The 25,725-nt window shown below is 73.8% G+C and carries 24 protein-coding genes; 19 read left to right on the top strand and 5 right to left on the bottom strand.

Translation table 11 applies throughout. From position 1 onward, the window contains the following. Positions 1–22 precede the first annotated feature (22 nt). From ACSNOD_RS04335 to ACSNOD_RS04315, 5 genes are all read left to right on the top strand, one after another. A complete protein-coding gene (locus tag ACSNOD_RS04335; protein WP_436765377.1) occupies positions 23–556 on the top strand; it encodes a CinA family protein in 534 nt (177 codons plus the stop codon). 109 nt (positions 557–665) lie between these two features. Continuing rightward, positions 666–1,049 (top strand): helix-turn-helix domain-containing protein, encoded by a 384-nt coding sequence (locus ACSNOD_RS04330; RefSeq protein ID WP_436765367.1) that lies wholly within the window; start codon positions 666–668, stop codon positions 1,047–1,049. A 202-nt stretch (positions 1,050–1,251) separates the two neighbouring features. Next, on the top strand, positions 1,252–1,722 hold the full coding sequence (locus ACSNOD_RS04325; RefSeq protein ID WP_436765366.1) for a Dps family protein: 471 nt from the start codon (positions 1,252–1,254) through the stop codon (positions 1,720–1,722). Between the two features lie 553 nt (positions 1,723–2,275). Continuing rightward, complete coding sequence (locus ACSNOD_RS04320; protein WP_436765365.1) at positions 2,276–3,067, top strand: exodeoxyribonuclease III; 792 nt, start codon at positions 2,276–2,278, stop codon at positions 3,065–3,067. Positions 3,068–3,186: 119 nt separating this feature from the next. Continuing rightward, complete coding sequence (locus ACSNOD_RS04315; protein ID WP_436765364.1) at positions 3,187–3,630, top strand: DUF6278 family protein; 444 nt, start codon at positions 3,187–3,189, stop codon at positions 3,628–3,630. Positions 3,631–3,710: 80 nt separating this feature from the next. Here the strand turns inward: ACSNOD_RS04315 and ACSNOD_RS04310 are convergent, their stop codons facing one another. Continuing rightward, complete coding sequence (locus ACSNOD_RS04310; RefSeq protein ID WP_436765363.1) at positions 3,711–4,457, bottom strand: GntR family transcriptional regulator; 747 nt, start codon at positions 4,455–4,457, stop codon at positions 3,711–3,713. 224 nt (positions 4,458–4,681) lie between these two features. Between ACSNOD_RS04310 and ACSNOD_RS04305 the strand changes: the two genes are divergently transcribed. The 4 genes from ACSNOD_RS04305 to ACSNOD_RS04290 are packed head-to-tail and all read left to right on the top strand — an operon-like array spanning position 4,682 to position 8,019. Further along, positions 4,682–5,458 (top strand): amino acid ABC transporter ATP-binding protein, encoded by a 777-nt coding sequence (locus ACSNOD_RS04305; RefSeq protein ID WP_436765362.1) that lies wholly within the window; start codon positions 4,682–4,684, stop codon positions 5,456–5,458. 11 nt (positions 5,459–5,469) lie between these two features. Further along, positions 5,470–6,396 carry a glutamate ABC transporter substrate-binding protein gene (locus tag ACSNOD_RS04300; RefSeq protein ID WP_436765361.1) on the top strand — a complete coding sequence of 309 codons (927 nt, stop codon included), beginning with the start codon at positions 5,470–5,472 and terminating at the stop codon, positions 6,394–6,396. 16 nt (positions 6,397–6,412) lie between these two features. Continuing rightward, on the top strand, positions 6,413–7,057 hold the full coding sequence (locus tag ACSNOD_RS04295) for an amino acid ABC transporter permease (RefSeq protein WP_436765360.1): 645 nt from the start codon (positions 6,413–6,415) through the stop codon (positions 7,055–7,057). Then, positions 7,054–8,019, top strand: a complete 966-nt coding sequence (locus ACSNOD_RS04290) for an amino acid ABC transporter permease (protein WP_436765359.1) — start codon at positions 7,054–7,056, stop codon at positions 8,017–8,019. Before ACSNOD_RS04295 ends, ACSNOD_RS04290 begins: the two co-directional genes overlap by 4 nt. On the opposite strand, the gene ACSNOD_RS04285 is transcribed toward ACSNOD_RS04290, so the two are convergent. Then, positions 7,993–9,645, bottom strand: a complete 1,653-nt coding sequence (locus ACSNOD_RS04285; protein ID WP_436765358.1) for a CocE/NonD family hydrolase — start codon at positions 9,643–9,645, stop codon at positions 7,993–7,995. The two genes, ACSNOD_RS04290 and ACSNOD_RS04285, sit on opposite strands and share 27 nt — an antisense overlap. Positions 9,646–9,901: 256 nt before the next feature. Here ACSNOD_RS04285 and ggt point away from each other — a divergent pair, with 256 nt between their 5' ends. The 6 genes from ggt to ACSNOD_RS04255 all read left to right on the top strand — a co-directional run bounded on the left by ggt (position 9,902) and on the right by ACSNOD_RS04255 (position 17,498). Next, positions 9,902–11,764, top strand: a complete 1,863-nt coding sequence (gene ggt / locus ACSNOD_RS04280) for a gamma-glutamyltransferase (protein ID WP_436765357.1) — start codon at positions 9,902–9,904, stop codon at positions 11,762–11,764. 169 nt (positions 11,765–11,933) lie between these two features. Next, a complete protein-coding gene (locus ACSNOD_RS04275) occupies positions 11,934–12,776 on the top strand; it encodes a nitrilase-related carbon-nitrogen hydrolase (RefSeq protein WP_436765356.1) in 843 nt (280 codons plus the stop codon). Next, positions 12,773–14,107, top strand: coding sequence for an aspartate aminotransferase family protein (locus tag ACSNOD_RS04270; RefSeq protein WP_436765355.1), 1,335 nt, complete (start codon positions 12,773–12,775; stop codon positions 14,105–14,107). The genes ACSNOD_RS04275 and ACSNOD_RS04270 overlap by 4 nt, the downstream gene beginning before the upstream one ends. Continuing rightward, positions 14,104–15,513, top strand: coding sequence for a dihydropyrimidinase (gene hydA / locus ACSNOD_RS04265; protein ID WP_436765354.1), 1,410 nt, complete (start codon positions 14,104–14,106; stop codon positions 15,511–15,513). Before ACSNOD_RS04270 ends, hydA begins: the two co-directional genes overlap by 4 nt. An 8-nt stretch (positions 15,514–15,521) precedes the next feature. Continuing rightward, positions 15,522–16,538, top strand: coding sequence for a TIGR03842 family LLM class F420-dependent oxidoreductase (locus ACSNOD_RS04260; protein WP_436765353.1), 1,017 nt, complete (start codon positions 15,522–15,524; stop codon positions 16,536–16,538). 93 nt (positions 16,539–16,631) lie between these two features. Then, positions 16,632–17,498, top strand: a complete 867-nt coding sequence (locus ACSNOD_RS04255) for an inositol monophosphatase family protein (protein ID WP_436765352.1) — start codon at positions 16,632–16,634, stop codon at positions 17,496–17,498. 45 nt (positions 17,499–17,543) lie between these two features. Here ACSNOD_RS04255 and ACSNOD_RS04250 read toward each other — a convergent pair whose 3' ends face one another. Further along, positions 17,544–17,915: a VOC family protein gene (locus ACSNOD_RS04250; protein WP_436765351.1), complete on the bottom strand. Its 372-nt coding sequence runs from the start codon at positions 17,913–17,915 to the stop codon at positions 17,544–17,546. Positions 17,916–18,133: 218 nt separating this feature from the next. Between ACSNOD_RS04250 and ACSNOD_RS04245 the strand changes: the two genes are divergently transcribed. The 3 genes from ACSNOD_RS04245 to ACSNOD_RS04235 all read left to right on the top strand — a co-directional run bounded on the left by ACSNOD_RS04245 (position 18,134) and on the right by ACSNOD_RS04235 (position 21,889). Further along, positions 18,134–19,558 carry a phytoene desaturase family protein gene (locus ACSNOD_RS04245; RefSeq protein ID WP_436765350.1) on the top strand — a complete coding sequence of 475 codons (1,425 nt, stop codon included), beginning with the start codon at positions 18,134–18,136 and terminating at the stop codon, positions 19,556–19,558. Positions 19,559–19,669: 111 nt separating this feature from the next. Further along, entirely contained in the window at positions 19,670–21,208 is a 1,539-nt protein-coding gene (locus ACSNOD_RS04240; RefSeq protein WP_436765349.1) for an AlkA N-terminal domain-containing protein, read from the top strand. Positions 21,209–21,379: 171 nt separating this feature from the next. After that, positions 21,380–21,889 carry a methylated-DNA--[protein]-cysteine S-methyltransferase gene (locus tag ACSNOD_RS04235; RefSeq protein WP_436765348.1) on the top strand — a complete coding sequence of 170 codons (510 nt, stop codon included), beginning with the start codon at positions 21,380–21,382 and terminating at the stop codon, positions 21,887–21,889. A gap of 108 nt (positions 21,890–21,997) precedes the next feature. On the opposite strand, the gene ACSNOD_RS04230 is transcribed toward ACSNOD_RS04235, so the two are convergent. Together ACSNOD_RS04230 and ACSNOD_RS04225 are read right to left on the bottom strand one after the other, a co-directional pair. Beyond that, on the bottom strand, positions 21,998–22,489 hold the full coding sequence (locus ACSNOD_RS04230) for an NUDIX domain-containing protein (RefSeq protein WP_436765376.1): 492 nt from the start codon (positions 22,487–22,489) through the stop codon (positions 21,998–22,000). Between the two features lie 38 nt (positions 22,490–22,527). Then, positions 22,528–24,246 carry a BCCT family transporter gene (locus ACSNOD_RS04225; protein ID WP_436765347.1) on the bottom strand — a complete coding sequence of 573 codons (1,719 nt, stop codon included), beginning with the start codon at positions 24,244–24,246 and terminating at the stop codon, positions 22,528–22,530. A gap of 154 nt (positions 24,247–24,400) precedes the next feature. Here ACSNOD_RS04225 and ACSNOD_RS04220 point away from each other — a divergent pair, with 154 nt between their 5' ends. After that, entirely contained in the window at positions 24,401–25,576 is a 1,176-nt protein-coding gene (locus ACSNOD_RS04220) for a glycerate kinase (RefSeq protein WP_436765346.1), read from the top strand. The last annotated feature ends 149 nt before the right edge of the window (positions 25,577–25,725 follow it).

The raw sequence follows: 25,725 nt of genomic DNA, 5'->3' as shown, positions 1-25,725 counted from the left end.
GCGGGACTCGGGTCCTGATGTCCTGGCGGCGCGGGACGCGGGTTCCGAAGCTGTGGCCGCGCGGGTCCTTCGGCTGCTGGTGGCGCGCGGGGAGACGCTCGCCGTCGCCGAGTCCCTCACCGGCGGCCTGGTGGCCGCCGAGCTGAGCGCCGTGCCCGGCGCCTCCCGAGCCTTCCGCGGCTCGGTGACGGCGTACGCGACCGAGGTGAAGGAGAGCGTGCTGGGGGTGCCGGGGCCCCTGCTGGCCGAGCGCGGCGCCGTCGACGCAGAGGTCGCGGCGCGGATGGCCGAGGGCGTACGGCGGCTGCTGGGCGCCGACTGGGGCCTGGCGACCACCGGGGTGGCCGGGCCCGAACCGCAGGACGGCAAGCCCGTGGGCACGGTCCATGTGGCCGTGGCGGGCCCCGGGGGAGCCGGCCGGGGGGCGGCGCTCCGTTTGAACGGGGACCGGGGGTCGATCCGTAGGGAGAGTGTCAAGGAAGCGTCGAGGCTTCTTCTGGGGGAACTGGTCGAAAATGCGAGGGCAAAGGATACGGAACGGAGCGGGGGGATTTGATGTTTGCAGCCCTGAGTGAACACGACATCGCTCCCCGCACGGGTGCAGCCCGAGGCGGTACGGTGGGGCGAGAAGGATGCGATCCCGAGGTCCGAGGAGGGAGCCACCGATGATTCTGCTCCGTCGCCTGCTGGGTGACGTGCTGCGTCGGCAGCGCCAGCGCCAGGGCCGAACCCTGCGCGAAGTCTCCTCGTCGGCGCGGGTCTCCCTCGGCTATCTCTCGGAGGTCGAAAGAGGGCAGAAGGAGGCCTCCTCCGAGCTGCTCTCGGCGATCTGCGACGCGCTGGACGTCCGGATGTCCGAGGTCATGCGTGAGGTGAGCGACGAGCTGTCGCTCGCCGAGCTGGCCCGTTCGGCCGCGGCCGACGAGCCGGTGCCCGCTCCCATGAGGCCGATGCTGAACTCGGTCTCGGTGACGTCCGTGACGGGCGTGCCGGAGGAGCGGGTCACGATCAAGGCCCCCGCGGAGGCGGTCGACGTCGTGGCCGCCTGACCCTTCACGCATCACGCGCCTCAGCCAAGCCCTCGAAGAGCCGCACCGCCCCCGGGCGGGGCGGCTGTCGACGAAGCCCCGGCCGGAATCTCCGGCCGGGGCTTTCGCGCAGGTCCTGCTATGTCAGAACGCTGCGCATGACCTGTTCGGGGTGGGTATGCGATCGTTGACAGGACCGGTACGACAAATCAGGAGGAATCGGATGTCTGTCGTCAAGAGCCCGCTTTCCGACCAGGACATCAAGATCGTGGGCGATGCCCTCCAGGGTGCGCTGGTGGATCTGGTCGACCTCTCCCTGGTGGCCAAGCAGGTCCACTGGAACGTCGTGGGCCCGCGCTTCCGCTCCGTGCACCTCCAGCTCGACGACGTCGTGGCGAGCGCCCGGCAGCATGCCGACACCGTGGCGGAGCGGGCCTCCGCCCTGGGTGTCTCGCCGGACGGCCGCTCCGCGACGGTGGCCAAGACCAGCGGCGTCGACACCGTGACGGACGGCTGGATCAAGGACTCGGACGCGGTGCAGGCGATGGTCACGGCGCTGGCTTCGGTGATCGGCCGGATGCGCGAGCGCATCGAGGCCACCGAGAAGCCGGACCCGGTCAGCCAGGACATCATCATCGGACTCACGGCGGACCTCGAGAAGCACCACTGGATGTTCCAGGCCGAGAACGCCTGAGGCCGGCGCCGCCTGCGGGCGGGACCGGATGAGGCCGGCGACATCCGGGGTGGGAACCCCGGGGAGCGGGGCGCATGGGCGGCCGGGAGAGCGCGGCGGTGAGGACGCGCGCCGTGTGTGTTCCCGTACCGCCCCGCCCGCTCCCGGAGCGCGGCCGCCCGCCCCCGTGCGCCCCTCGTACCGACCGATCCCCGCCGACTAGCGTCGGCCGGAGGAGGCAGCCATGGCATGGCGCGACGTTCGGAGATCAAGACGGACGCCCCGCGGCATACGCGCCGGAGCACGCCGGGGGATATCCGCGGGGCGGGTGGTCGGGGGCGTGACAGCCCTGTTGCTGGGGGCGATATGGGGATGGGCCGCACTGCGGCTCGCGACCGTGCCGGACCGTACGGGCCCCCTGGAGGCGGCAGTCGCGGCGGGGGGATGGGGACTGAGCCTGCTGCCGGTCCACTGCGTGCCGCGGGAGGCGGCCCGGGGGCGCGGGCCGGGGGGTGCGGGCCCGTCCCGGCCGACGGCCGCCGGGCTGTCAGTGGCGGGCGGTACATTCGGACCCATGCGCATCGCCACCTGGAACGTCAATTCGATCACCGCCCGCCTCCCGAGGCTGCTGGCCTGGCTGGAGAGCAGCGGCACGGACGTGCTCTGCGTCCAGGAGACCAAGTGCACCGAGGAGCAGTTCCCGTTCGAGGCGCTCCAGGCGCTCGGTTACGAGGCGGTCGTGAACTGCACCGGCCGGTGGAACGGCGTCGCGGTCCTGTCCAGGGTGGGGATCGCGGACGTGACGGTGGGGCTGCCCGGCGGCCCGGACTTCGACGGCGTCCAGGAGCCGCGGGCGATCGCCGCCACCTGCGGCCCGGCCCGGGTCTGGTCGGTGTACGTGCCGAACGGCCGCGAGGTCGGCCACGACCACTACGACTACAAGCTGCGCTGGTTCGAGGCGCTGGCCACCGCCGTAGGGGAGGACGCCGCGGGGCAGCGCCCCTTCGCCGTCCTGGGGGACTACAACGTGGCGCCCACCGACGAGGACGTCTGGGACCCCTCCCTCTTCGAGGGCAGCACCCACGTCACCCCCGCCGAGCGGGCCGCCCTGGGCGCGCTGCGCGAGCGCGGGCTGTCCGACGTGGTGCCCCGCCCGCTGAAGTACGACCGGCCGTACACCTACTGGGACTACCGCCAGCTGGCCTTCCCCAAGAACAACGGCATGCGGATCGACCTGGTGTACGGCAATCAGCCGTTCGCCAAGGCGGTCTCGGACGCCTATGTCGACCGCGAGGAGCGCAAGGGCAAGGGCGCCTCGGACCACGCCCCGGTGGTCGTCGACCTCGACGTCGCGTCCGAGAGCTGATCTCGACGTCGCGCCCGAGGGCCAGTCCTCCCCGAGGGCCAGGGGAAAGGCCCCGAGCCCCCGTCGCGCGCCATGCGCCCGGTGGTGCGGACGCCCCGGGGGATGCGACGCTGTGCGGTATGAACATCCCTTTCCTGGGTGACTGGCGCAAGCGGCATCAGATGGCGCGTGGCGTCGCGGTGATGACCGCCGGCCCGAGCGACCCGGAGGGGATCGCCGAGCTGCTCGCGGAGTGCGAGCTGCTCCGGGTCCAGGCGGCGCGCGCCGGCCTGCGGCTGGACGACTCCCCGGAGTCGCTGGCCGCGCTGGACCAGCTGCTGCCCCGGTGGCGGGACGAGGACCCGGAAGAGCTGCCCTGGCTGGGGAACGACGCCGGGCTGTATCTGGGCACCGTCATCGTCCGCACCGTGCCGGGGGCGAGCTGGTGCCTGTGGCCCAACGGGCAGCCGGTGGTCACGCTCCCCTCCGGCCGGGAGATCGATGTGGTGGCGGCCGGCCTGGACTGGGCGGTCGGCGGCGCGCCCCAGCTCTCCCACGTCCACGCCGAGGCGAGCGAGGCCTGAGCCCCGATGAGCCGGGGCCGACCGCGGCCGCCGTGCCCGAGCCTGAGCCCGAGCCCCGACGAGCGAGAGCCGATCGCCCCTCATGAGGTGAACGTCAGCCCGTACTCCAGCCGCCAGCGGTCCGCCCGCACCACGACCTCCGACGTCTCCACCGCCCGGTCCTCCGCGTCGTAGTGCGTGCGTTCGACCACCGTCACGCACTGGCCGGGCGAGCAGCCCAGCGTCTCCGCCTCGGGGCTGGTGGCCGGCCGCGAGCCGACCAGCTCGTCGGCGCGCACCACGCGGATGCCGATGGCGGCGAACCGGCCGCGCACCCCCCGGCGGGCGTACGGTCCGCGCTCGGGGAAGGCGACATCCGTGCCCTCCGTGATCGCGAGCGGCTCCCAGCTGGTGGCGAGCTGCACCGGCTGACGGTTGGCCAGGTACTCGTAGTGCGTGCACATCACCCGGTCGCCGGGGTCGATGCCGAGCCGTTCGGCGACCCGGCGCGTGGCCGTGGTCGTGGTGGAGGTCGCCTCCCAGGTCAGCGCGGTGCCGTCGGCGGTGATGCGGGCGGCGAAGGGGGAGTCGACGGCGCCGGTGGAGCGCAGCAGGGTGCCCAGCGGCGCCCGGTCCGCGACGAAGACGCCCCGCCCGAACTGCCCTTCGGCGTACCCGGCGGCCTTGAGCACCCGCACCGCGCGGTCCACGGTCTGGTCGCTCGCCTCGTAGGCGAGCTTGAGCTCGGAGCGGGAGGGGATGCGCTCGCCGACCGCGAGGGCCCCCTCGTCGATCTGCCGCCGTAGATCGTCAGCGATTCGCTGGTACACCGGCATGGCATCGCCCATATCGGTCTCCTTTCTGACAACTCGCCCAACAGGCTAGGTACGCAGGCCGACTCTGCGTACCTAGGTCTACCTGCGGCACGACCGCCCCAATCGGCGCAGGGGTCGAAGCGCCGATCGGCGCACAATACGGTTATTGCCGAGTGGGTGCGTGTCGGGAGGTTTGCGGCGGTTCGCGGGGATAGTTTGCTCCGACCGCCACATACCTGAGAGTGGGCAGAGCTGGCATGGCCGTTGACGGAGCCGTCACCGACACCGTCCCCGCAGCCGATTCCTTGGTCGAGCTGCGCGGTGTCAACAAGCACTACGGAAAGCTGCATGTCCTCCAGGACATCGACCTGACCATCGGCCGCGGGGAGGTGGTGGTCGTGATCGGCCCCTCCGGCTCCGGGAAGTCGACCCTCTGCCGGACCATCAACCGGCTGGAGCCGATCGAGAGCGGCACGATCCTCCTCGACGGCCGGCCGCTGCCGGCCGAGGGGCGGGCGCTCGCCAAGCTCCGGGCCGAGGTCGGCATGGTCTTCCAGTCGTTCAACCTCTTCGCGCACAAGACCGTGCTCGCCAATGTGTCGCTGGCGCAGGTGAAGGTGCGCGGGCGGAAGCGGGAGGACGCCGACCGGCGCTCGCGGGAGCTGCTGGAGCGGGTCGGCCTCGCCGCGCACGCCGAGAAGTACCCGGCCCAGCTCTCCGGCGGCCAGCAGCAGCGGGTGGCCATCGCCCGCGCGCTGGCCATGGACCCGAAGCTGATGCTCTTCGACGAGCCGACCTCCGCCCTCGACCCCGAGATGATCAGCGAGGTGCTGGACGTCATGCAACAGCTCGCCCGGGACGGCATGACCATGGTGGTCGTCACCCATGAGATGGGGTTCGCCCGCTCCGCCGCCAACCGGGTGGTCTTCATGGCCGACGGCCGGATCGTGGAGGACCGCGCGCCCGAGCAGTTCTTCACCGCGCCGGAGAGCGACCGTGCCAAGGACTTCCTGTCCAAGATCCTCAAGCACTGAGGGGTGAGCCGATGACGCGTCCCGCCCCCCGCCCGCTCCTCGCCCTGTGGCTCGCCGTGCTCGCCCTGGGCCTGTGCGCCGCCGCGGCCTGCGGCAGGCCCGGCAGCCCGCCGGTGAAGGGCCCGCAGCCCGACCGGCTCCCCAGGTACGAGGTGGCGCGGGACTTCCGGCTGCCCGACTCGCCCACCTGGCGCAAGGCCACGGCCCGTGGCCGCCTCGTGGTCGGCGCCAAGGAGGACCAGCCCTATCTGGGCGAGAAGGACCCGGCCTCCGGCGCCTACTCCGGCTTCGACATCGAGATCGCCCGGATGCTCGCGGCCTCCCTCGGCTTCGACCCGGCCGGCATCGAGTTCCGGACCATCGCCTCCGCCAACCGCGAGACCGCCCTCCAGAACGGCCAGATCGACTACTACGTCGGCACCTACACCATCAACGACATGCGCAAGCGGCTCGTCGGCTTCGCCGGCCCGTACTACATGGCCGGCCAGTCGCTGCTGGTCCGCGCCGACGAGAAGGACATCAACGGCCCCCGGGACCTGGACGGCAGGAAGGTCTGCTCGGCGGCCGGCTCCACCCCGCTGCAGCGCATCCAGCGGGAGTACCCGCGGGCCCGCGCGGTCGCCTATGACAGCTACTCCGTCTGCGTCGACAACCTGCTCGCCTACCAGGTGGATGCCGTCACCACCGACGACACGATCCTGATGGGCTACGCGGCCAAGGTGCCCGAGGAGCTCAAGGTCGTCGGCACCCCGTTCTCCCAGGAGCCCTACGGCATCGGCGTGCCGCGCTCCGACAACGCCCTGCGCCTCGCCCTCGACGACGCCCTCGAGGCCCATCAGCGCAACGGCGACTGGACCAAGGCGTACGACGCCACCCTCGGGCTCTCCGGAGTGCCCGCCCCCCGCCCGCCCGCGATCGACCGCTACCCCGCCGCGTAGCCGAGGAAGACAGCCCGTGGACGTTCTTCTCGACAACTGGTCGCTCTACGGCGAGGGCCTGTGGGGGACCGTGCAGCTCACCCTGTTGGCCTCGCTGCTCGCCCTCGTCCTGGGCGTGATCATGGCGGCCTTCCGGGTCGCGCCGGTCGCCTCGCTGCGGGCGTTCGGCACGGTGTGGGTCACCGTGCTCCGCAACACCCCGCTGACCCTGCTGTTCTTCGCGGTGCTGCTGGGCCTGCCCCGCTTCGGCCTGGTGCTGCCGTTCCAGACCTTCGCGATCCTGGCCCTCGGCTGCTACACCTCGGCCTTCATCTGCGAGGCGGTCCGGGCCGGCATCAACACGGTGCCGGTCGGCCAGGGGGAGGCCGCCCGCAGCCTCGGCATGACCTTCGGCCAGTCGCTGGGGGACGTGGTGCTGCCGCAGGCGTTCCGCTCCGTGATCCCGCCGATCGGCTCGACGCTGATCGCCCTCGCCAAGAACTCCGCCATCGCCGGCTCCTTCAGCGTCGTGGAGCTGCTGGGCACCTACAAGACCCTCAATGAGCTGGGGTACAGCATCGTGTGGTCGTTCGTCTGGATCGCCGTCGGCTATCTCATCGTGACCCTGACCATCAGCCTCGTCTTCAATGTGCTGGAGCGCCGCTGGGGGATCGTCCGATGACCACCACCGCGCTCTACGACGTCCCCGGGCCGCACACCCGGGCCCGGCACCGGCTCTACGGCCTCGCCGCCACGGCCGCCATCGCGGCCCTGCTCGGCTGGGTGGTGTACCTGCTGGTCGACACGGGGCAGTTCGCCGCGGAGAAGTGGCGGCCGTTCGCGTACCAGGGCATCCAGGAGCTGCTGCTCAAGGGGCTCGGCAACACCCTCAAGGCGTTCGCCTACGCCTCGGTGCTCTCGCTCGTCCTGGGCGCCGTCCTGGCCTGCGGCCGGCTCTCCGACCACCGGCCCGTGCGCTGGGTGGCCACCCTCTTCGTGGAGTTCTTCCGGGCCATGCCGGTGCTGGTGATGATCTTCTTCGTCTTCGTGGCGCTGAAGGTGCAGCCGCTGCCGGCGCTGGTCACCGGGCTGACGCTGTACAACGGCTCGGTGCTGGCCGAGGTGTTCCGCACCGGGGTGAACTCGGTGGAGCGCGGCCAGCGGGAGGCCGCGTACTCCCTCGGCATGCGCAAGACGCAGGTGATGTCGTACGTGCTGGTGCCGCAGGGCGTGCGGGCGATGCTGCCGGCGATCATCAGCCAGCTGGTGGTGGCGCTGAAGGACACCTCCCTGGGCTTTCTGATCACCTATGAGGAGTTCCTGCACGCCGGCAAGCTGATCGCCACCAACCTCGACTACGACCTCCCCTTCATCCCGGTGGTCATGGTGATCTCACCGATCTACATCGGGATGTGCATGTTGCTGTCGTGGTTCGCGTTCTGGGTGGCCAAGCGGCAGCGGCGCAGCCTCAAGACGGAGGCGGTCGAGGTGGCGGACGCGAACGCGGCCACCGTGCTGCCCGGCCACGGCCCGGGCCCCGGACCCGGCCCGGGGCTGGGACCGGGTACGGGGCCGGGGCACGGCGCCGGGCCGGGCGCGGATACGGGCCCGGGGGCCTCAGGACCGGGAACCGGCGCCCCGTAGCGGCACGTCGAGCCGGGACGGGTCGTGCGCGGGGGAGGAGAACGTCAGCCGCGCGCCGTCCGGGTTGTGCTCGGCGTACAGCGGGTCCACGGTGTCGACGACCAGCGCCAGCCGGTGCCCGGCCGGGACGTCGTACGCGGTGGAGTACAGGTCCAGGTCGACGGGGAACGGCCGGCCCGGGGTGGCGTCGTGGAAGGTGAGGGGCGCGGTGGTGATCAGCTTGCCGACGCCGAGGGCGCCCACGTCGTAGAGGTAGGCGACCGCGGTGCCGCTGGAGGCGGTGGGGGTGACGGTGGTGTGCAGCTTCACGGTGCCGCGGATCGACTGCGCCTGCTCGTAGCGCTCGGTCTGCCACACGGCCGCGTACGCGCGGGGCAGCAGCGGGATCGAGGCGAGCGGCGGAATGCGCAGGAACTGTTCGAGGGTGTTGGAGAGCATGACCGTGCCGCCGTTGGCGCCGGAGTCGTGGTTCGCCCGGATCGTCCGCTCCTCCCGCAGGGGGATGCCGCGGGTCTCGGCGGGCACGGCGGCCCAGCTCGGATAGCCCTCGTACGAGCCGCCGGTGCGGGGCATGAGCTGGACCGGGCGCTCGCGGTCGACGCCGTTGTCCCGGCCCCGCAGATGGCGGTCGAACCAGCGGTGGGCGCTGGTCCAGGTGTCGTTGGGCAGCCCCAGCAGCCCGAGCCCCTCGGCGGTGGCGTGGTCGCCGGGGCGCAGCTCCAGCCGCTTGGGGCCGGTCAGCTTCTCGTAGAAGTCCGCGTACGAGTTGGGCGGGAAGACGCTGTCGCCCCAGGCGTTGCCGAGCATGACGGCCGTGCCATGGGCGTTGATGCGGTCGACATAGGTGGCGGGGGAGCGCTTCTTGCCCCAGGCGACCAGCTCCTTCTCGTGCGAGACATCGCCGGAGAGGAAGGCGTCCATGACGGTCCGGAACTCCTCGCTGGGGCGTCCGGTGACCTTGCCGAGGCCGCTGAGCATCCCGGCGGCCTGGAGGTGCTGGGTGCGGCCGCTGTAGATGGAGCCCACCAGGTCCGCCCAGCCGCTCAGCGCCGCCACCGCCTTGACGCGCGGGTCGAAGGCGGAGGCGATCAGGCTGATCCCGGCGCCGTAGGACACCCCGGCCATGCCGATCCGCTCCGGGTCCGCCGGGGTGTTGGCCAGCGCCCAGTCGATGACCTTGGAGGCGTCGGCGATGTCGCTGGGCCCGGCGACCTCGATGGTGCCGCCGGACTCCCAGAAGCCGCGGGCGTTGTAGCCCACCACCACATAGCCGTCGGCGGCGAGCCGCTTCGCCTGGGCGACGTACTCGATCCGGGGCATGCCCCAGCTGGTCGGGAGCACGATCACGGGGTGGCGCCGGGAGCCGTCGCCGGCGGGGACGGCCACATGGGCCTTGAGCACCGTGCCGCCCTCGCCCGCGATGTCGACAAAGCGCTCGGTCACGCCGGCGGTGGCGCCGGCCGTGGTGTACGGGGTGGCGGAGCTGTACGGGGCGGTGGCCGGGGCCGGTGGGGCGAGGGGCGCCGCCTGCGCGGCCGGTGCGGCGCCCAGACAGACGCCGGCGACCAGCGCCGCCGAGACGGCGCCCAGGGTACAAGTGCGCAGGGGTATTCGGGGGTTGGCCATGGGTCGGCTCCTCGGGGGTCGGTGCCGGCGAAGCGGAAACGGGGGGCGGCACGGCCGATGGATGCGAAGTGACCCGACGGTAACCTCTGCGTCTTACCCTCGGTAATGGTCGGACGCGTTACGCGTAGGTAACAATCTTGACGGACGGTCGGATCGTCGTGCCCCTCCCACGGCCGCGGCGCGCTGGTGCCGGGGGACTGCGCTCGCCGCTGACGCGCCATTAGGCTGCCGCCACCGCCGTCGAGTGGAGGTACGCATGCGCCGTTCCGCCGTCCGGAAGCCGTCCCTGCTGATCGCGGTCGCCGGCGCCGCCGTGATGTCCCTGGCCGCCGCGCCACCGGGGCCGGGGGGCGCCGCGGCGGACGCGGCGACGAGAGCGCCGGCCGCCGCCCCGGCGTCCGCCGACGCCCCCCTGCCGCCCAAGTCGCCGGTGGCCGTGGGGTACGGCGGCGCCGTCGCCAGCGTGGACCCCGACGCCTCGGCGGCCGGGATCGAGATCCTCCGGCGCGGCGGCAACGCCGTGGACGCGGCCGTGGCGACCGCCGCCGCGCTCGGGGTGACCGAGCCGTACTCCGCCGGCGTCGGCGGGGGCGGCTATCTCGTGTACTACGACGCCCGCACCCGCACCGTGCGCACCCTCGACGGGCGCGAGAAGGCCCCGCGCAGCGCCGGCGAGGACCTCTTCCTGGAGAACGGCAGGCCGATCCCGTTCGACCAGGCCGTCACCAGCGGCCTCGGCGTCGGCACCCCCGGCACGCCCGCCACCTGGGCCACGGCCCTCGACACCTGGGGCACCGTCTCCCTGCGCCAGGCGCTGCGCCCCGCCGAGCGGCTCGCCCGCGAGGGCTTCACCGTCGACGAGACCTTCCGCAAGCAGACCGCCGACAACCAGGCGCGGTTCGCCGACTTCCCCGCCAGCGCCCGGCTCTTCCTGCCCGGCGGCGCGCCGCCCCGGGTCGGCTCCACCTTCACCAACCCCGATCTGGCGCGAACCTACGCGGAGCTCGCCGAGAAGGGCGTCGGCGCCTTCTACCGGGGGCGGCTGGCCGAGGACATCGTCCGCACCGTGCGCCGGCCGCCGGTGGACCCCAAGTCCCAGCGGGTGGTCAGGCCCGGCGATCTGACCACCGCCGACCTGCGGTCTTACGCGCCCGTGCGGCAGGCCCCCACCAAGAGCTCGTACCGCGGGCTCGATGTCTACGGCATGGCGCCGTCCTCCGGGGGCGGCACCACCGTGGCCGAGGCCCTGAACATCCTGGAGCGCACCGACGTGGGGAAGCTGGGCCAGGCCCGCTATCTCCACCGGCTGATCGAGGCGAGCCGGGTCGCCTTCGCCGACCGGGGGCGCTGGGTCGGCGACCCCGCCTTCGAGGACGTGCCGACCAAGGGGCTGCTCTCCCAGCGGTTCGCCGACAGCCGCGCCTGCCTGATCAGCGACGACGCGGTGCTGACCAGCCCCGTGCCGGCCGGTGACCCGCGCCGGCCCGACGGCTGCCGGAGCGGCGGCACGGCCGCCCCCACCCCGTACGAGGGCGAGAACACCACCCATCTGACCACCGCGGACCGGTGGGGCAACGTCGTCGCCTACACCCTCACCATCGAACAGACCGGCGGCAGCGGCATCACCGTGCCCGGCCGGGGCTTCCTCCTCAACAACGAGCTGACCGACTTCTCCTTCGCGCCCGCGAACCCGGCCGTCCACGACCCCAACCTGCCGGGGCCGGGGAAGCGGCCGCGCTCCTCGATGTCGCCGACCATCGTGCTCGACGGCGGCCGCCCGGTGGTGGCGCTCGGCTCGCCCGGCGGCTCCACGATCATCACCACCGTGCTCCAGACCCTCGTCGGCCATCTGGACCGGGGGCTGCCACTGGTCGAGGCGATCGCCGCGCCGCGGGCCAGCCAGCGCAACACGGCCGTCACGGACCTGGAGCCGGGGCTGTGGGCGAGCCCGGTGCGCGACCGGCTGGAGGCGCTGGGCCACGTCTTCAAGGAGAACCCCGAGATCGGCGCCGCGACGGGGATTCAGCTGCTGCCGGACGGGCGCTGGCTGGCGGCGGCGGAGAAGACGCGGCGCGGCGGCGGCGCGGCGATGGTGGTCCACCCCCACGGCCGCCCCTGAGCGACGGCGCGACGGTCTTGCCACGGCCCGGAGCGCGGCTTACGTTCTCCATCTACGTTCCGCGTCTACGTGCGTAGAGGCACGGCGTGGCCGCGGAGCGCGGTGGCTCTCTGACATCAGCGGGGGAGCGGGAGTGATTCTCCCGTGCAACGCAGTAAAGGAGCAGCACATGGCCCAGGTCGTCCGTGCCGCGCTCGTCCAGGCCGGTTGGACCGGCGACACCGAATCGATGATCGCCAAGCACGAGGAGCACGCCCGCGCGGCGGCGGCCCAGGGGGCGCGGATCATCGGCTTCCAGGAAGTCTTCAACGCCCCCTACTTCTGCCAGGTCCAGGAGCCGGAGCACTACCGCTGGGCCGAACCCGTGCCGGACGGGCCGACCGTGCGCCGCATGCGCGACCTCGCCCGGGAGACCGGCATGGTGATCGTCGTCCCGGTGTTCGAGATCGACGGCTCCGGCTTCTACTACAACACCGCCGCCGTCATCGACGCCGACGGCACCGTCCTGGGCAAGTACCGCAAGCACCACATCCCCCAGGTCAAGGGGTTCTGGGAGAAGTACTACTTCCGGCCCGGCAACCTCGGCTGGCCCGTCTTCGACACCGCCGTGGGCCGGGTCGGCGTGTACATCTGCTACGACCGCCACTTCCCCGAGGGCTGGCGGGCCCTCGGCCTGGCCGGGGCCCAGCTCGTCTACAACCCCTCCGCCACCTCCCGCGGCCTGTCCGCCCACCTCTGGCAGCTCGAACAGCCGGCCGCTGCCGTCGCCAACGAGTACTTCGTCGCCGCGATCAACCGGGTCGGCCGCGAGGAGCTGGGCGACAACGACTTCTACGGCACCAGCTACTTCGTCGACCCCCGGGGGCAGTTCGTGGGCGAGGTCGCCAGTGACAAGGAGGAGGAACTCGTCGTACGCGACCTGGACTTCGACCTGATCGAGGAGGTCCGGCAGCAGTGGGCCTTCTACCGCGACCGCAGGCCCGACGCGTACGAGGGGCTGGTGCGCCCATGACCGACCGGCACCGCGCCCTGCACGCCCGGCACCGGGCCGTGATGCCCGACTGGCTGTCCCTCTCCTACGACGAGCCCATCGAGCTCACCCACGGCGAGGGCCGCCATGTGTGGGACGCCGAGGGCAACCGCTACCTCGACTTCTTCGGCGGCATCCTCACCACCATGACCGCCCACGCCCTGCCCGAGGTGACCAAGGCCGTCGCCGAGCAGGCCGGGCGGATCGTGCACACCTCGACCCTCTACCTCTCCCGCCCGATGGTGGAGCTCGCCGAGCGGATCGCGACCCTCTCCGGCATCCCCGACGCCCGGGTCTTCTTCACCACCTCCGGCACCGAGGCCAATGACGCGGCCCTGCTGCTGGCGACCGCCCACCGCCGCAGCAACCAGATCCTCGCGCTGCGCAACAGCTACCACGGCCGGTCCTTCTCCACCGTCGCCGTCACCGGCAACACCGCCTGGTCGCCCACCAGCCTCTCGCCGTTCCAGACCCTCTATGTGCACGGCGGCGTCCGCGGCCACGGCCCGTACGCGGCGCTGTCCGACGCCGGGTTCATCGCCGCCTGCGTCGCCGACCTGGAGGACGTGCTCGGCCAGGCCCAGGGCACCGTGGCCGCGCTGATCGCCGAACCGGTCCAGGGCGTCGGCGGGTTCACCTCGCCCCCCGACGGGCTGTTCGCCGCCTTCCGCGAGGTGCTCGACCGGCACGGCATCCTCTGGATCAGCGACGAGGTGCAGACCGGCTGGGGCCGCACGGGCGAGCACTTCTGGGGCTGGCAGGCCCATGCCGCGGCCGGCCCGCCCGATGTGCTCACCTTCGCCAAGGGCATCGGCAACGGCATGTCCATCGGCGGTGTGGTCGCCCGGGCCGAGGTGATGAACAGCCTCGGCGCCAACTCCATCTCCACCTTCGGCGGCAGCCCCGTCACCATGGCCGCCGGCCTCGCCAACCTCACGTACCTCCTCGAACACGACCTCCAGGGCAACGCGCGGCGGGTCGGCGGGCTGCTCATCGAGCGGCTGCGGGCGGCCGCCGCCGGGCTGCCGATCGTCCACGAGGTGCGCGGCCGGGGGCTGATGATCGGCATCGAGCTGGTGGACGCCGACGGCGCCCCCTCGCCGCGGGCCGCCGCCCTCACCCTCGAACACGCCCGGGAGCAGGGGCTGCTCATCGGCAAGGGCGGCCGCGCGGGCAACACCCTGCGCATCGCGCCGCCGCTGTCGCTCGCCGTCACCGAGGCCGAGGAGGGCGCCGCCGCCCTGGAAGCGGCCCTGCGCCGGACCCAGCAGGACCTCGCCGCGGGCGGACCCGAGCGGAAGGACCGGCCATGACCATCCCCCGTACCCTCATCCGCGGCGGACTCGTCATCACCGACGCCGAGGAGACCCACGCCGACGTCCTGATCGAGGACGGCCGCATCGCGGCCCTCACCGCGCACGGCAGCACCGTCGCCCGGGGCTGGACCGCCGACCGCGTCATCGACGCCACCGGCAAGTACGTCATCCCGGGCGGGGTCGACGCCCACACCCATATGGAGCTCCCCTTCGGCGGCACCTTCGCCAGCGACACCTTCGAGACCGGCACCCGCGCCGCCGCCTGGGGCGGCACCACCACCATTGTCGACTTCGCGGTCCAGACCAAGGGCAGCTCGCTGCGCGAGGGGCTCGACGCCTGGTACGCCAAGGCCGACGGGAAGTGCGCCGTCGACTACGCCTTCCACATGATCCTCTCCGATGTCCACGAGGACTCCCTCAAGGAGATGGACCGCCTCGTGGAGGAGGGCGTGAGCTCGTTCAAGCTGTTCATGGCCTACCCCGGCGTGTTCTACAGCGACGACGGGCAGATCCTGCGGGCCATGCAGCGTGCCGCCGACAACGGTGGGCTGATCATGATGCACGCGGAGAACGGCATCGCCATCGACGTCCTCGTCGAACAGGCCCTCGCCGAGGGCAGGACCGACCCCCGCCACCACGGCGAGGTGCGCAAGGTGCTGCTGGAGGCGGAGGCCACGCACCGGGCGATCCAGCTCGCCCGGGTGGCGGGCGCGCCGCTGTACGTGGTGCACGTCTCCGCCGAGGAGGCGGTCGCCGAACTGGCGGCGGCCCGGGACAAGGGCCTGCCGGTGTTCGGGGAGACGTGCCCGCAGTATCTGTTCCTGTCCGCCGACAACCTCGCCGAGCCGGACTTCGAGGGCGCCAAGTACGTGTGCAGCACACCGCTGCGCCCGCGCGAGCACCAGGCGGCGCTGTGGCGCGGGCTGCGCACGGACGACCTCCAGGTGGTGTCCACCGACCACTGCCCGTTCTGCTTCGCCGGCCAGAAGGAGCTCGGCCGGGGCGACTTCTCCAAGATCCCCAATGGGCTGCCGGGGGTGGAGCACCGGATGGACCTGCTGCACCAGGCCGTGGTGGACGGGCACATCTCCCGCCGCCGCTGGATCGAGATCGCCTGTGCCGCGCCGGCCCGGATGTTCGGCCTCCACCCCCGCAAGGGCACCCTGGCGCCCGGCGCGGACGCCGATGTCGTCATCTACGACCCGCACGCGCGCCAGGTGATCTCGGCCGCCACGCACCACATGAACGTCGACTACTCGGCCTACGAGGGCAAGGAGATCACCGGCCGGGTGGAGACCGTGCTCTCGCGCGGCGACGTCGTCATCGACGCCGGCCGGTTCACCGGCCGGGCCGGGCACGGCCAGTACACCCCGCGCGGCACCTGCCAGTACCTCGACCGTTAGGAGCCGCCATGGACTTCGGGCTCGTCCTGCAGACCGACCCGCCCGCCTCCCGGGTCGTCGACCTGATGCGCCGCGCGGAGGGCGCCGGCTTCCGCTACGGCTGGACCTTCGACTCCGCCGTGCTCTGGCAGGAGCCGTTCGTCATCCTCAGCCGCGTCCTGGACCACACCGAGCGGCTGATCGTGGGCCCCATGGTGACCAACGCCGCCACCCGCACCTGGGAGGTCACCGCCTCCACCTTCGCCACCCTCAACGACATGTACGGCAACCGCACCGTCTGCGGCATCGGGCGCGGCGACTCCGCCCAGCGGGTGGCGGGCCGCAGACCCACCACCCTCGCCCGGCTCGGCGAGGCCATCACCGCCATCCGCGACCTCGCCGAGGGCCGGGAGGCCGAGGTCGACGGCCGGACCCTGCGCATCCCGTGGGTGCGCGACGGCCGGCTGCCCGTGTGGACGGCGGCGTACGGCCCGAAGGCGCTCGCCCTGACCGGGGAGCGGGCCGACGGCTTCATCCTGCAGTTGGCCGACCCGTTCCTGACCGAGTGGATGGTGAAGGCGGTGCGGAAGGCGGCCGAGGAAGCGGGCCGTGACCCGTCCTCGGTGACCATCTGCGTGGCCGCGCCCGCGTACGTCGGCGACGACCCGGCGCACGCCCGCGACCAGTGCCGCTGGTTCGGCGGCATGGTCGGCAACCACGTCGCCGATCTCGTCTCCCGCTACGGGGAGCACTCCGGACTGGTGCCCGAGGCCCTCACCTCGTACATCAAGGCCCGGGAGGGCTACGACTACCGCCACCACGGCCGCGCCGGGAACCCCTCGGCGGACTTCGTCCCCGACGAGATCGTCGACCGCTTCTGCCTCCTCGGCCCGGTCGAGGCGCATGTGGAGAAGCTCAGGGCCCTGCGGGACCTGGGCGTCGACCAGTTCGCGCTGTACGCCATGCACGACGCGAAGGAGCGGACCATCGACGCCTACGGTGAGCGGGTGATTCCGGAACTCGAGGACCCCCGGCCGTCCGGATGACCACCGTCCCCGGTGGGTGAGTCGTACGGACCAGGGCGCGGGCCCGTCACCGTACGGGGGCCGGCTGTCGGTGGCCCATGGTTCGATGGAGACATGATCGAGGACTGTGGAGTGGTGAGCGCGGAGGACTGGGACAAGCTCACGGCAGCCGTGGGCGAGGCCGTGCGGCAGGCGGCCGCCGCCGAGGTGATGCCCCGCTTCCGGTCGCTCGCCGCGCATGAGATCAGCGAGAAGACCGGGCCGCAGGACCTGGTGACGGTCGCCGACCGGCTCGCCGAGGAGCACCTGACCGCCTCGCTCACCGCGCTGCTGCCCGGCTCCGCGGTGGTGGGGGAGGAGGCGGTGCACGCCGATCCGCGCGTGCTGATGTCACTGCGCTCCGACCGGCCGGTGTGGATCGTCGACCCGGTCGACGGCACCCGTCAGTTCGTCCACGGCGACCACGGCTTCTGCACGCTCGTCACCCTGGCGCGCGACGGCGAGCTGCTCGCCTCCTGGACGTACGCCCCCGCCACCGACCGGATGGCGGTCGCCGTGCGGGGCCGCGGCGCCACCCTCGGCGGACGGCCGCTGACCTGCGGCGTCCCCGTGCCGGGCGCGGACCTCAGGGTGGCCACCTCGCACCCCGACTTCACCTCGCCGGAGGAGGACCGCGCCTTCGCCCGGCTGGTCGTCGACGGCGTCGCGCCCCGCCCGTGCGGCTCGGCGGGCCTGGAGTATCTGCACGTCGCGCAGGGGGAGCTCGACGCCATCGCCTTCGGCTGGGAGAACCCGTGGGATCACGCGGCCGGGCTGCTGCTCGTCGCGGAGGCCGGCGGCGCGAGCGCCACGCTCTCCGGCGAGCCGTTCCGCGTCCAGGGCGGCAACGCCCTGCCGTTCACCGCGGCCCGCGACGGGGAGACCGTCCGCCGACTGCTGGAGCTGCTCCGCGGGCCGGAGGGCGACACGGCCGCCGCCTGACCACCGCGGCGGCCCGGTGCCCTCCGGGGGCTCGCGCGGGACCGACTAGCGCTCCTGGAGCACCGAGAGCACGTTGCCGGCCGGGTCCTTGAACCAGGCGATGTACGGGCCCTCCTCCCGGAAGACGCCCTTCTCGTCCTGCGGGAACCCCTCGTACCGCTCCATGGCGACCCCGCGCTCCACCAGCGCGTCGACGGCCCGGTCGATGTCGTCCACGGGGAAGTTGAGGATCGTGAACGACGCCGGGGTGTGGTCGTCCTTGGGGTAGACGAGGACGTCCGTGCCGCCGGCGAGCCGCAGCGTCAGCATGCCGTACTCCTCCGTCACCCGCAGGCCGAGCACCTCGCCGTAGAACTCCTTCGCCTTCTCCAGATCGTTCACGGAGAACCCGCTGAATGCCTTGGTGTCGGTGAACATGGCTCCACTCCTCCTCCGGACGGTGGCCGTCGATGCCTCGATGTCGTCGAGGCCATCACACCCCCGGTGGGCGCGATGGGCGACGGCGGCGCGCCGAGGCTGTCGCACGGGGCGTGAAACCCCGCTCCGGCCCGCCCGGCGGCCGGGCATATCCTGGCCGCAGCCCCCGCCGCCGCGGTCCCACCCCCGCGGCGACGCCGCCGACGAAGGAGCCCAACGTGCCGTCGATGCTCGATGCGGTCGTGGTCGGAGCCGGCCCCAACGGGCTGACGGCCGCCGTCGAACTGGCCCGCCGCGGCTGCTCGGTCGCCGTGTTCGAGGCCCGGGACTCCGTCGGCGGGGGCGCGAGCACCGAGGAGCTCACCCTGCCCGGCTTCCGGCACGACCCCTGCTCCGCCGTGCACCCGCTGGGCTTCGGCTCGCCCGCCTTCAAGGCCCTGCCGCTGGACCGCCACGGCCTGGAGTGGGTGCACCCCGAGCTGCCGATGGCGCACCCCTTCCCGGACGGCACGGCCGCGCTGCTGTCCCGCTCGGTCGGCGAGACCGCGATGTCGCTGGGCGCCGAGGACGCGGGGGCGTACCGCAGGCTCGTCGCCCCCTTCCACGGCAAGTGGGACGCCATCGCCCGGGACTTCCTGCGCACCCAGTGGGACGGGCTGCCGCGCGACCCGGTCGCCTTCGCCCGGTTCGGGCTGCTCGCCGCCCGGCCCGCCACCCTGCTCGCCCGCCGCTTCCGCGGCGAGAAGGCCCGCGGTCTGCTCGCCGGGCTCGCCGGGCACGCCATCGCGCCCGTGAGCGGCTTCGCCACCGGCGGCATCGCCCTGATCTTCGCGCTGGCCGCGCACGCCGGCGGCTGGCCGGTGCCGCGCGGCGGCTCCCAGGCCATCTCCGACGCGCTCGCCGCCCATCTGCGGGAGCTGGGCGGCACCGTCCACACAGGGGTCGAGGTCAAGCGCCTGGACGACCTGCCGCCGGCCCGCGCCTATGTCTTCGACACCTCGCCCACCGCGCTCGCCCGGATCGCGGGGCTCGGCGAGGCGTACCGCCACTATCGCTACGGCCCCTCCGTCTTCAAGCTCGACTACGCGCTCTCCGAGCCCGTCCCCTGGACCTCGCCGGACGCCCGCCGGGCCGGCACGGTCCATATCGGGCCCACCCTCGGGGAGATCGACGCGGCCCTGCACGCCGCCGTCGACGGCCGCGACCCCTCCGTGCCGTTCCTGATCACCGCGCAGCCGAGCATCGTCGACCCGACGCGGGCGCCCGAGGGCAAGCACACCTTCTGGGTGTACGGCCATGTGCCCAGCGGCTGGCAGGGCGACGCCACCGAGGCGATCGAACGACAGATCGAGCGCTTCGCGCCCGGCTTTCGGGACGTGGTGCTCGCCCGCGCCGCCGCGGGCCCGCCCCAACTCGCCGCCCGCAACGCCAACTACGTCGGCGGCGACATCGGCACCGGCGCGTTCGCGGGGCTCCAGACGCTGATCCGCCCCCGCCTCGCCCGGGTCCCGTACGCCACCGCGCACCCTGCCGTCTTCCTCTGCTCCTCGGCCACCCCGCCGGGCCCCGGCGTCCACGGCATGTCCGGCCACCACGCGGCCCGGGCGGCCTGGCGGCGCATCCGGGAGACCGGCGGTCGCTGAGGCCCCCTCCCGGCCCGGCCCGTGAACGGTGAAATCCGTCGGCCCACGTGGGGCGAGGGTGATGTCGGATTTCCGCCAGCCCCGCGCCGGGCCGCGCGCCAAGCTGGACGCATGCATACCGACACCGAACGGTGCGTCCGGGCCGTGCTCTCCAAGGACGCCCGGTTCGACGGCTGGTTCTTCACCGCCGTGCTGACCACCCGGATCTACTGCCGGCCCAGCTGTCCCGCGATGCCGCCGAAGCCCCGGAACATGTCGTTCTACCCGAGCGCCGCGGCCGCCCAGCAGGCCGGCTTCCGGGCCTGCAAGCGGTGCCGCCCCGACGCCGTCCCCGGCTCCCCGCGGTGGAACGAGCGGGCGGACCTGGTCGCCCGCGCCATGCGGCTGATCGCCGACGGCGTCGTCGACCGCGAGGGCGTGCCCGGCCTCGCCCGGCGGCTGGGCTACAGCAGCCGCCAGGTCGAGCGGCAGCTGTACGCCGAGCTCGGTGCCGGCCCGCTCGCCCTCGCCCGCGCCCAGCGCGCCCAGACCGCCCGGCTGCTGATCGAGACCAGCGAGCTGCCCATGGCCGACATCGCCTTCGCCGCCGGCTTCGCCAGCGTCCGCACCTTCAACGACACCGTGCGCGAGGTCTTCGCGCTCTCCCCGACCGAGCTGCGGGCCCGCGCGGCCCGCGCCCGTGCCGCCGCGCCCGGCGCCGGCGGACCGTCCGGCTCCACCGGACCGCTCCCCGGCGAGCCGGCTGCGGCGGCCCCCGCGGCCCTCGGCGCCCTGACGCTGCGGCTGCCCTTCCGTGCCCCGCTCGAACCGTCCAACCTCTTCGGGCACCTCGCCGCCACCGCCGTGCCCGGCGTGGAGGAGTGGCGCGACGGCGCGTACCGGCGGACCCTGCGGCTGCCGTACGGCCACGGCGTGGTGGCCCTGAGCCCGCGGCCCGACCACATCTCCTGCCGGCTCTCCCTCACCGATCCACGCGATCTGACCATCGCCATCAGCCGCTGCCGGCGGCTGCTGGACCTGGACGCCGACCCGGCCGCGGTCGACGAGCTGCTGGGCCGCGACCCCGCGCTGGCGCCCCTGGTGGCGGCCGCGCCCGGCCGCAGGGTGCCGCGCACGGTCGACGGGGCGGAGTTCGCCGTACGGGCCGTGCTCGGCCAGCAGGTCTCCACGGCCGCCGCCCGCACCCACGCCGGCCGGCTCGTCCTCGCGCACGGCGAGAGCGTGGCCGACCCGGAGGGCGGCCTCACCCACCTCTTCCCCGAGCCGGCCGCCCTGGCGGCCCTCGACCCGGAGCGGCTCGCCCTGCCCCGCACCCGCCGCGCCACCCTGACCACCCTGGTCGCGGCGCTGGCGGCGGGCGAGATCCCGCTGGACGCGGGCAGCGACTGGGGAGCGGCCCGGGAGCGGCTGGCGGCGCTGCCCGGCATCGGGCCGTGGACCGTCGAGGTGACGGCGATGCGCGCGCTCGGCGACCCGGACGCGTTCCTCCCCACCGACCTCGGGGTGCGGCGCGCCGCGGCCGGGCTGGGGCTGCCCGCCGCACCGGCCGCGCTCACCGCGCGGGCCGCGGCCTGGCGCCCGTGGCGCGCGTACGCGGTCCAGTACCTCTGGGCGACCGACGACCACCCGATCAATGCGCTGCCGGTCTGACGCCCCGAGGCGCACGACCGGCGCGCGTACGACGCGTACGACCGGCGTCGCGTACGACGGGCGCGTCCACGGCGGGCGGGCGCACAGCCGGTACGCGCACGACCGGCGCGCGTACGGTCACCCGCGCCTCCTCGCCGACCTCCACCCCATCGAACCGAAGGCACCCCGCCCATGAGAACCCATACCGTCATGGCCAGTCCCGTCGGCGACCTCACCCTCGTGGCCGAGGACGCCGCCCTCCGCGGCCTCTACATGACCGACCAGCGCCACCGCCCGCCGCGGGAGAGCTTCGGCGTGCGCGACGACGCCGACCCCGTCTTCCGCGAGGCCGTCCGGCAGCTCACGGCCTACTTCGCCGGGGAGCTGACCGTGTTCGACCTGCCGCTGCGGCTCGTCGGCACGGACTTCCAGCGCCGGGTGTGGGCCGCGCTGTGCGACATCCCGTACGGCGAGACCGTCTCGTACGGCGCGCTGGCCGAGCGCCTCGGCAGCCCCGGCGCCTCCCGGGCGGTGGGCCTGGCCAACGGCAGGAACCCGATCGGCATCATCGTCCCCTGCCACCGGGTCGTCGGCGCGGGCGGCGGGCTCACCGGCTACGGCGGCGGGCTCGACCGCAAGCGGCGGCTCCTGGACTTCGAGAAGGCACCGAGCGGCGGCTTCGCCGCGCAGGCACTGTTCTGACGCGAGACGCCGGGCGCGCCGCCCCGACCGGAAGCCCCCGGCGTGTCTCACCGACCGGGAGCCCCGGCGCGCCGCTCCGACCGGCCCCACCCGGGCCACCGGCGCGCCTCACACCGGCGGGTGGCCGTCCTCCAGCTCCACCGGCCCCGTGCCCGCCGCGCGGGCGGCCAGCGCCCGGCTCACCCGCCGGAACACCCCCGGCACCAGCAGCTCCGCCGCGTCCTCCAGGGCCACCATGCGCCAGGAGAGCAACTCGGAGTCCTGCAGCCGGATCTCGGCGAGCCGCTCGGCGGCCAGCACCCCGCCGTCGTACAGATACGCCGCCTGCGGCGGGCGCTCGCGCGTGCCCGGCACCCAGTCGACCGCGAGCAGCGGGCCCATCGCGACATCCAGGCCGATCTCCTCCGCCGTCTCCCGGCGGGCGGCCTGGCGCGGGGTCTCGCCCCCGGCCGACTCGACCGTCCCGCCGGGCAGCAGCCACCGTTTGTCCGCGCGGTAGTTGGGCTCCACGAGGAGCACCCGCCCTGCGCTGTCCTGGAAGAGGGCGGCCGCCCCGGAGAGAATCCTCGGCAGCCCGGCGATGTACGCGGCGTAGTCCATGGTGCTCACGGGCGGCAGCGTAGCGCCGCGCCGGGCGGTCAGGCGCCGGGCCCCGCGCCCCCGCCCGTGTCGTCGTCGCGGTCGAGACGGGTCTCGGCCGCCCGGCGCAGCCGCCGGTGCCGGACGGGCCCCTGCTCGGTGATGGCCTCGCCGACCATGGTCCGCACCGCGTCCCGCAGCCCGTGCAGGGCGTGGTGGCGGGCCGGCCCCGCGCCCGGGTCGGTGCTCAGCTCCCGCAGCAGCGACCAGCACAGGGCCAGCATCACCAGCGCGAACGGCAGCGCGACCAGGATCGTCGCCGTCTGGAGGGAGTTCAGCCCGCCGGCGACCAGCAGCACCGCCGCCACCGCCGCCATCAGCACGCCCCACAGCACGACCAGCCAGGTGCGCGGGTGCAGCGCGCCCCGGCTGGTGAGCGACCCCATGACCAGCGAGGCGGAGTCCGCGCTCGTCACGAAGTACGTCATCACGAGCAGCATCGCCACCCAGCTGGTGACCGTGGACAGCGGCAGCGCGTCGAGCATCGCGAACAGCGCGGCCTCCGCGCCGGTCGTGGCCGTCTCCGCCAGGTCTGCGGCGCCCGTGGCGTCCAGCCGCAGCGCGCTGCCGCCCAGCACACAGAACCAGAGCATGGTCGCGCCGCTGGGCACCAGCAGCACCCCGACGAGGAACTCCCGGATCGTCCGGCCGTGCGAGATCCGGGCGATGAAGGTGCCGACGAAGGGCGCCCACGACAGCCACCACGCCCAGTAGAAGATCGTCCAGGCGCCCAGCCACGCCTGGTCGGTGAAGGCCCCCGTGCGCGACGCCATGGGCAGCAGATCGTGCAGATAGCCGCCGAGGCTCGCCGGAATGGTGTCCAGGACGTGGACGGTCGGACCCACCACGAAGACGAAGACCATGAGCACGGCCGCCAGCACGATGTTGAGCGTGCTGAGCCACTTCACCCCCTTGTGCAGCCCGGAGAACGCGGAGCCCACGAACGCGGCGGAGAGCGAGATGATCACGATCAGCTGCACCGTGCGGGTGTTCTCGACCCCGGCCGTGAGGTCGAGCCCCTCGGCCACCTGCAGCGCGCCCAGCCCCAGGCTCGTCGCCGTGCCGAACACGGTCGCGAAGACGGACAGCAGATCGATGCCGCGGCCCTGCCAGCCGTCGGCCCGGCGGGCGCCCAGCAGCGGGACGAACACCGAACTGAGCCGATTGCCGCGCCCCTTGCGGAAGACGGAGTAGGCCAGGGCGAGCCCGGCCATGCCGTAGATCGCCCACGGCTGGAGCGTCCAGTGGAAGAAGGAGTACTCCAGCGCCGTACGGGCCGCCGCGCCGGTGAGCGGTTCGACACCGGAGGCGGGCGGCGGGGAGAGATAGTGCTGCAGGGGCTCCCCGACCCCGTAGAACATCAACCCGATTCCCATGCCCGCGCTGAACATCATGGCGATCCAGGCGAGATTTCCGAATTCGGGTTCGGCGTCGTCCCGGCCCAGTCGAATGCGCCCGAACCGGCTCAGCGCGATGACCACGCAGAGCACCAGAAAGGCGTCGGCGGCCACCACGAACAGCCAGCCGAAATTCGACAGCACCCAGCGCAGGGCGCTTTTCGAGATATCCGAGAAGGAATCCTTGGCCAAGGCCGCCCAGGCGACGACACCGAGCACCGCCGCCATGCCGATGGCGACCACGGCCCGGTCGGGGGGCTCGTCGGGGCCGTGGCCCACGGGGGCCGGCGGAGGGGCGTCGGCAGTCGCATCCGTGCTCATGCCGCCCCACTATGGAGCGAAATGGCGGGGTATGTGGGCCTGGCGCGCCGGGAACGCGGGGGACGGGCGCCGGTCGGCCATGGGCAGGGCGGCCCGGCGCCGGATAGGGTCGCAGCGGCGCGACTGCTTGTTCTTTCGACAAGGGGTGGCATTGGTGGCGGACGAAGCGATACGAGGCACGGGGTCGGGCGCGGCGCCCCGGGTGCTGATCGCCGCGGACAAGTTCAAGGGCTCCCTCACGGCCGTGCGGGTCGCCGAGCACCTGACGGCGGGGCTGCGGCGCGCCCTGCCCGGGCTGGAGGTCGAGGCGCTGCCGGTCGCCGACGGCGGCGACGGCACCGTGGACGCGGCGGTCGCCGCCGGCTTCGAACGGAGGACCGTACGGGTCGCGGGACCGCTGGGCGACCCCGTGGACGCCTCGTACGCGCTGCGCGCCGGCACCGCCGTCGTCGAGATGGCCGAGGCATCCGGGCTCCAGCGGCTGCCCGCCGGCACCCTCGCGCCGCTCACGGCGACCACCCGCGGCACCGGGGAGCTGCTGCGCGCCGCGCTGGACGCGGGGGCGCACACGATCGTCCTCGGCGTCGGCGGCAGCGCCACCACGGACGGTGGCGCCGGCATGCTGAGCGCGCTTGGCGCCCGGCTGCTCGACGGCGAGGGCCGCCCCCTCGGCCCCGGCGGCGGCGCGCTGCGCGCCCTCGGGACGGCCGACCTGTCCGGGCTGGACGCGCGGCTGGGGCAAACCCGGATCGTGCTCGCCTGCGACGTCGACAATCCGCTCACCGGGCCGGACGGCGCCGCCGCGGTGTACGGGCCGCAGAAGGGCGCCACGGAGCGGGACGTGGCCCTGCTGGACGCCGGGCTCGGCCACTGGGCCACCGCCCTGGAGAAGGCGCTCGGGCCGGCCGCGGGCGAGGCGGCCCGGGCACCCGGCGCGGGAGCGGCCGGCGGCGTCGGCTACGCGGCCCTCGCCGCCCTGGGCGCCGCGTTCCGGCCCGGCATCGAGGTGCTCCTGGAGGTGCTCGGCTTCGCGGCGGCGCTGGACCGGGCCACCCTGGTGATCACGGGGGAGGGCTCGCTGGACGAGCAGACCCTGCGGGGCAAGGCGCCGGCGGGCGTGGCGCGGGCGGCGCGGGCCCGCGGGGTGGAGGTCGTCGCGGTGTGCGGCAGGGTCGCGCTGACGCGGGAGGCGCTGCGGGCGGCCGGGTTCGCCCGGGTGTACGCGCTGACCTCGCTGGAGCCGGACGTACGGCGGTGCGTGGCGCAGGCGGGGCCGCTGCTGGAGCGGCTGGCGGAGGACATCGCCCGCGAGGAGCCCGCGCTCTCCTGACGGGGCCTGCCGGGTCCGCCGGCCTCGGCACCCGCCTCGGCCCCGGCCGAAGAGCGGCGAAGAACAGCGGGGCCGGCCCGGCGGCGGGCCGGGCAGCGTACCCGGCCGGAAACGACAGCGGGGGGGGGGGGGGGGGGGGGGGGGGGGGG

Origin of the sequence: Streptomyces sp. URMC 123 (assembly GCF_051386515.1) — a bacterium.
Lineage (GTDB): Bacteria > Actinomycetota > Actinomycetes > Streptomycetales > Streptomycetaceae > Streptomyces.
The sequence above is the reverse complement of the archived record's forward strand: the minus strand, read 5'-3'. Positions and strand labels throughout refer to the sequence as shown.